The organism is Devosia sp. (assembly GCF_028290645.1).
In the GTDB taxonomy this organism is placed as follows: domain Bacteria; phylum Pseudomonadota; class Alphaproteobacteria; order Rhizobiales; family Devosiaceae; genus Devosia_A.
Map to the genome: position 1 here is coordinate 1 of NZ_JAQGJL010000158.1, position 4,912 is coordinate 4,912.

At 66.3% G+C, this 4,912-nt stretch carries 9 protein-coding genes; 6 read left to right on the top strand and 3 right to left on the bottom strand.

All coding sequences use genetic code 11. The features are described 5' to 3' along the window. On the bottom strand, nucleotides 1-486 hold a 486-nt coding region (locus tag JWQ89_RS09090), incomplete at its 3' end, for an AAA family ATPase (protein WP_299640290.1). Between the two features lie 59 nt (nucleotides 487-545). After that, entirely contained in the window at nucleotides 546-1,109 is a 564-nt protein-coding gene (gene hslV / locus JWQ89_RS09095) for an ATP-dependent protease subunit HslV (protein ID WP_299640292.1), read from the bottom strand. Nucleotides 1,110-1,295: 186 nt separating this feature from the next. Between hslV and hisB the strand changes: the two genes are divergently transcribed. Further along, complete coding sequence (gene hisB / locus JWQ89_RS09100) at nucleotides 1,296-1,883, top strand: imidazoleglycerol-phosphate dehydratase HisB (RefSeq protein WP_299640294.1); 588 nt, start codon at nucleotides 1,296-1,298, stop codon at nucleotides 1,881-1,883. 26 nt (nucleotides 1,884-1,909) lie between these two features. Here the strand turns inward: hisB and JWQ89_RS09105 are convergent, their stop codons facing one another. Beyond that, nucleotides 1,910-2,068, bottom strand: coding sequence for a hypothetical protein (locus tag JWQ89_RS09105; RefSeq protein ID WP_299640297.1), 159 nt, complete (start codon nucleotides 2,066-2,068; stop codon nucleotides 1,910-1,912). 127 nt (nucleotides 2,069-2,195) lie between these two features. On the opposite strand from JWQ89_RS09105, the gene JWQ89_RS09110 reads away from it, so the two are divergent. From JWQ89_RS09110 to JWQ89_RS09130, 5 genes are all read left to right on the top strand, one after another. Then, nucleotides 2,196-2,546: a DUF2628 domain-containing protein gene (locus JWQ89_RS09110; protein ID WP_299640299.1), complete on the top strand. Its 351-nt coding sequence runs from the start codon at nucleotides 2,196-2,198 to the stop codon at nucleotides 2,544-2,546. Further along, nucleotides 2,543-3,193, top strand: a complete 651-nt coding sequence (hisH, locus tag JWQ89_RS09115; RefSeq protein ID WP_299640301.1) for an imidazole glycerol phosphate synthase subunit HisH — start codon at nucleotides 2,543-2,545, stop codon at nucleotides 3,191-3,193. The genes JWQ89_RS09110 and hisH overlap by 4 nt, the downstream gene beginning before the upstream one ends. 154 nt (nucleotides 3,194-3,347) lie before the next feature. Further along, nucleotides 3,348-4,085 (top strand): 1-(5-phosphoribosyl)-5-[(5-phosphoribosylamino)methylideneamino]imidazole-4-carboxamide isomerase, encoded by a 738-nt coding sequence (gene hisA / locus JWQ89_RS09120; protein ID WP_299640303.1) that lies wholly within the window; start codon nucleotides 3,348-3,350, stop codon nucleotides 4,083-4,085. Further along, nucleotides 4,085-4,309: a hypothetical protein gene (locus tag JWQ89_RS09125; RefSeq protein ID WP_299640305.1), complete on the top strand. Its 225-nt coding sequence runs from the start codon at nucleotides 4,085-4,087 to the stop codon at nucleotides 4,307-4,309. The genes hisA and JWQ89_RS09125 overlap by 1 nt, the downstream gene beginning before the upstream one ends. Beyond that, the coding region (locus JWQ89_RS09130; RefSeq protein ID WP_299640307.1) for a HisA/HisF-related TIM barrel protein at nucleotides 4,306-4,912 on the top strand (607 nt) is incomplete at its 3' end. The genes JWQ89_RS09125 and JWQ89_RS09130, both read left to right, overlap by 4 nt.

The following is a 4,912-nucleotide window of genomic DNA, read 5'->3' on the forward strand; positions in this document are numbered from 1 at the left end:
GCGCGCGTTGAGCTCGCCTTCGCGCAGCATTTTGCGGAATTTCTGGCGGGTTTCGGGGCTCGCGTTATCGCCGACCAGCGCGTCGAGCACGCGCTCTTCCGCCGCCAGCTCGGCCTTGGCCGTCACCTCTTTGCGCAAGCGCTCGCGTGTCATGCCCAGCGCGATTTCCATGAGGTCGCGGATGATGCTTTCCACATCGCGGCCGACATAGCCGACCTCGGTGAACTTCGTGGCTTCGATTTTGATGAACGGCGCGTTGGCGAGTTTCGCGAGCCGCCGCGCGATTTCGGTTTTGCCGACGCCGGTCGGCCCCACCATCAGAATATTCTTGGGCAGCACCTCCTCGCGCAAACCCTCGGGGAGTTGATGGCGCCGCCAGCGATTGCGCAGCGCCACCGCCACGGCGCGCTTGGCGTCATGCTGGCCCACGATATAGCGATCGAGCTCGGTGACGATCTCGCGCGGGGAATAATTGGTATCACTCATTGGCTTGTCTTTCCGGACGCCTGTTGCAGCACGTCCTGTGGCGCCATGGCAGCCGCCACTTACTTGTCGGTTTCGATGGCTTCGAGCGTGACGTTCTCGTTGGTGTAGATGCAGACCTCGGCCGCGATCTTCATCGCCTTGCGGGCGATCTCCTCGGCGTCGAGCTCGGTGTTTTCGCTGAGCGCCAGCGCTGCCGAATAGGCGTAGTTGCCGCCCGAGCCGATGGCGATGGTGGCATGGTCCGGTGTCAGCACGTCACCGGTGCCGGTCAGCACCAGCGTGTCGTTCTTGTCGGCGACGATCATCATCGCCTCGAGCCGGCGCAGGTACCGGTCGGTGCGCCAATCCTTGGCCAGCTCGACCGAGGCGCGCATCAGCTGGTGCGGATACTGCTCGAGCTTCTGCTCGAGCCGCTCGAACAAGGTGAACGCGTCGGCGGTGGCGCCGGCGAAGCCGCCGATCACATTGCCACCGGCCAGCCGCCGGACTTTCTTGGCCGTATGCTTCATCACGGTGTTGCCGACCGAGACCTGTCCGTCACCGGCGATCACCACCTTGTTGCCCTTGCGGACGGCGACGATGGTCGTGCCGTGCCAGCCGGGGAAATCATTGTCCTTCGACATTTGGGGGAGTGCTCCAGAACTGTTGATCCTTATTTAGGCACCGGTCCTGGAAAAGCAAATCAGCCTGGCCGGCTAGGCAGGGCATACCTTCGTGCTGCCGGAGCGTGGGCCACTGGGTGCTTCAGGAGTTCTTCATCCCTCGCGCGCTATCTGCTAAAGCCCGCGCGCCAACAGGGACTGCCGCCAATGCGCACCGCCGAGATCGCCCGCAAGACCAACGAGACCGACATCGAGGTGTCGGTGAACCTCGATGGCACCGGCAAATACGATATCGAGACCGGCATCGGCTTTCTCGACCACATGCTGGACCAGGTGTCGAAGCACTCGCTGATCGATATCCGCATCCGGGCCAAGGGCGACCTGCATATCGACTTCCACCACACCGCCGAAGACGTCGGCATTGCGCTGGGCGAAGCGGTGAAGCGAGCGCTCGGTGACAAGAAGGGCATCCGCCGCTACGCCTCCTCCGACCTGCCGATGGACGGCACGCTCACCCGCGTCGCGCTCGACGTCTCGGGCCGGCCGTTCCTCGTCTGGAAGGTCGAGTTCAGCCGCGACAAGGTGGGCGAAATGGATACCGAGCTGTTCCGCGAGTGGTTCCAGGCCTTCGCCATGAACGCCGGCATCACGCTCCACGTCGAGACGTTCTACGGCGACAACAACCACCATATCGCCGAGAGCGCCTTCAAGGCGCTGGCGCGGGCGCTGCGGAATGCGGTGGAGATCGATCCCCGGGCCGCCGACGCGATCCCTTCGACCAAGGGCACGCTGTAGGCGGAGGACTCTCCGTCGCTTCGGTGTCAGTGGAAGTCGTAGATCGCCGCCGAGCCCACCACGAGGGCCGTGAACGCCACCATCAGCACGAACAGCCCGACGGCCAGCCAGCCGATGAAGATGCCCTGGCTCGGCTCGGAACCCATCGTTCCATCGCCATGCGGGTCGGGTGAATCGTGCGTCATGTAGCTCTCCTCGAAGCGGACTGGACCGAACGGCATGGCAGGCGCGCGGTTCCCTCGTCTTCCAACCGCGCGGGTTTTGCTCTAAGGCGAACCCCGCTACCACGCCGATCTTCTTGAAGGATATCCCGTGACCCTCTACTCCGTCTACGAGCGTCAGAGCGATGCGCCGGCCGCGGTGGCCGATCGCTTCTCCTGGTCCGCGGCCGTGCTGCCGCCGGTCCATGCGCTGGTCCACGGGTTGTGGCTGCTGCTCGCGCTCTGGGTTATCGGTACGCTCGCCATCGTCGCGGTGGGCCTGTGGATGGGCTCCGACGCAGCCTTCTGGCTCTACGTGCTGTTCGCCGCCCTGATCGGCTTCGAGGCCGCGAGCTTCCGCCGCGTGCGGACGGCACGGCGCGGCGGTCGCTATCGCGGCGAGATCGTCGCCACGGCGGAGGACCTGGCGCTGGTCGACTATTTGAAGCGGCAGCCCCAATGAGCACCGTCGCCATCATCGATTACGGCTCGGGCAACCTCCGCTCGGCCGCCAAGGCCTTCGAGCGCGCCGCCCGCGAGACCGGTACCGGCGACATCATCCTCGTGACCGATGACGTCGACGCGGTCCGCCGCGCCGATCGCATCGTCCTCCCCGGCGTCGGCGCCTTCGCCGATTGCCGCGCCGGGCTTGATGCCGTGACCGGCATGGTCGAGGTGCTGGAGGAGCGGGTGATCCGCGGCGGGGTGCCGTTCCTCGGCATCTGCGTCGGCATGCAGCTGATGGCGGGCGAGGGCCGCGAGAAGGCGATCACCCGGGGCCTCGGCTGGATCCCCGGTGCGGTGGTTCGGCTCGAGCCTGAGGGCGAGCTGAAGGTGCCGCACATGGGCTGGAACACGCTGAGCATCCGCCAGCCGCACCCTGTGCTTGCGGGCATTCCGGATGGACCGGACGGGCTCCATGCCTATTTCGTCCACTCCTATCACCTCGAGACCGAGCGGCCGGAAACGCTGGTCGCGACGGCTGACTATGGGCAGGCGGTGACGGCGATCGTGGGGCGAGACAATATGGTGGGCACGCAGTTTCACCCGGAGAAGAGCCAGACGCTGGGGCTGACGCTGATCGGCAATTTTCTGAGGTGGAAGCCGTGACGGTCCGTCCCCTCACCTGCCCTTCGGGCACCCTCTCCCTCAAGCGGAGAGGGGCGATGCGGCACCATCTCGCCCCTGCATTCTTCCCTCTCCCCTTGAGGGAGAGGGTGGCCGCGCAGCGGCCGGGTGAGGGGCAGTTTCTAGGCAGCACAGCATGATCCTTTTCCCCGCCATCGACCTCAAGGACGGCCAGTGCGTCCGGCTCAAGCTCGGCGACATGCACCAGGCAACGGTCTTCAACGACGACCCGGCGGCGCAGGCGAAGTCGTTCGAGGACCAGGGGTTCGAGTACCTGCATGTCGTCGACCTCAACGGCGCCTTCGCGGGCCGGAGCGTCAACGGCGAGGCGGTGCAGGCCATCCTCGACAGGGTGAGCTTCCCCGTGCAGCTGGGCGGCGGCATCCGCTCGATTGCCCATATCGAGGATTGGCTCGGCCGCGGGCTGAGCCGTGTGATCCTCGGCACGGTGGCGGTGCGCGATCCGGCGCTGGTGCGCGAGGCGGCGCGGCTGTTCCCCGGGCAGGTGGCGGTCGGGATCGATGCGCGCGGCGGGAAGGTCGCGGTGGAGGGCTGGGCAGAGACCTCGGAGCTCACCGCCATCGAGCTCGGCCGACGCTTCGAGGGCGCCGGCGTCGCCGCCATCATCTATACCGACATCGACCGCGACGGCGTGCTGAAGGGCATCAACTGGCCCTCGACGCTGGAACTGGCGCGGGCCGTGTCCATCCCGGTGATCGCCTCGGGCGGCCTCGCCTCGATGGACGACATCCGCACCATGACCGAGCCGGACTACCAGATCCTCGAGGGGGCGATTTCCGGCCGCGCCCTCTATGACGGCCGCATTGATTCACGTGAAGCAATCGCGCTCCTCAAGGCGGGACGGGCCGGGTGATGGCCCGCGCGCACAACCGGCCGATCCTCGTCCGCCGGATAAACCTCTGGTGGTACGCCGCCGCGATCGTCCCCATATTGGCCCTCGGCTGGCTGGCGGCCTCCGGCATCGTGCCGGCGATGTTTGTCCCGATCGTCCTTTTCGTCCTCATCTTCTGGCTCGCCAGCTTCATCTTCGCCGTTGTCGGCAAGCTGCGTGGCCCCCGTCCGGACCCGCGCCAATGAGTTTGAAGACCCGCATCATCCCCTGCCTCGACGTCAAGGACGGCCGCGTGGTGAAGGGCGTGCAGTTCGTCGACCTGGTCGATGCCGGCGACCCGGTGGAAGCCGCCATCGCCTATGACGCGGCGGGGGCGGACGAGCTCTGCTTTCTCGACATCACGGCGAGCTCGGAGAACCGCGAGACCATCTTCGATGTGGTGGCGCGCACCGCCGAGCACTGCTTCATGCCGGTGACGGTGGGGGGCGGGGTGCGGAGGATCGAGGATATCCGGAAGCTGCTGCTCGCCGGCGCCGACAAGGTTTCGATCAATACCGCCGCGGTGAACGATCCCGATTTCGTCGCCCGCGCCGCCGACAAGTTCGGCGACCAGTGCATCGTCGTCTCGGTGGACGCCCGACGGCGGCAGACGCGCGCGCCCGGGCAGGACAACATGGACGAGTGGGAAATCTTCACCCATGGCGGCCGCAACCCGACCGGGCTCGATGCGGTGGAGTTCGCAGCGAAAATGGTCGAGCGTGGGGCAGGGGAGCTGCTGGTTACCTCGATGGATCGCGACGGCACCAAATCCGGTTTCGATCTCGAACTCACCCGCGCCATCGCCGATG

What these genes read in the sequence shown, in the direction of transcription:
- hisA (WP_299640303.1), top strand. Translation starts at nt 3,348, where the DNA reads ATGATCCTTTTCCCCGCCATCGACCTCAAGGACGGCCAGTGCGTCCGG.
- JWQ89_RS09105 (WP_299640297.1), bottom strand. Translation starts at nt 2,068, where the DNA reads ATGACGCACGATTCACCCGACCCGCATGGCGATGGAACGATGGGTTCC.
- JWQ89_RS09125 (WP_299640305.1), top strand. Translation starts at nt 4,085, where the DNA reads ATGGCCCGCGCGCACAACCGGCCGATCCTCGTCCGCCGGATAAACCTC.
- hisH (WP_299640301.1), top strand. Translation starts at nt 2,543, where the DNA reads ATGAGCACCGTCGCCATCATCGATTACGGCTCGGGCAACCTCCGCTCG.
- hisB (WP_299640294.1), top strand. Translation starts at nt 1,296, where the DNA reads ATGCGCACCGCCGAGATCGCCCGCAAGACCAACGAGACCGACATCGAG.
- hslV (WP_299640292.1), bottom strand. Translation starts at nt 1,109, where the DNA reads ATGTCGAAGGACAATGATTTCCCCGGCTGGCACGGCACGACCATCGTC.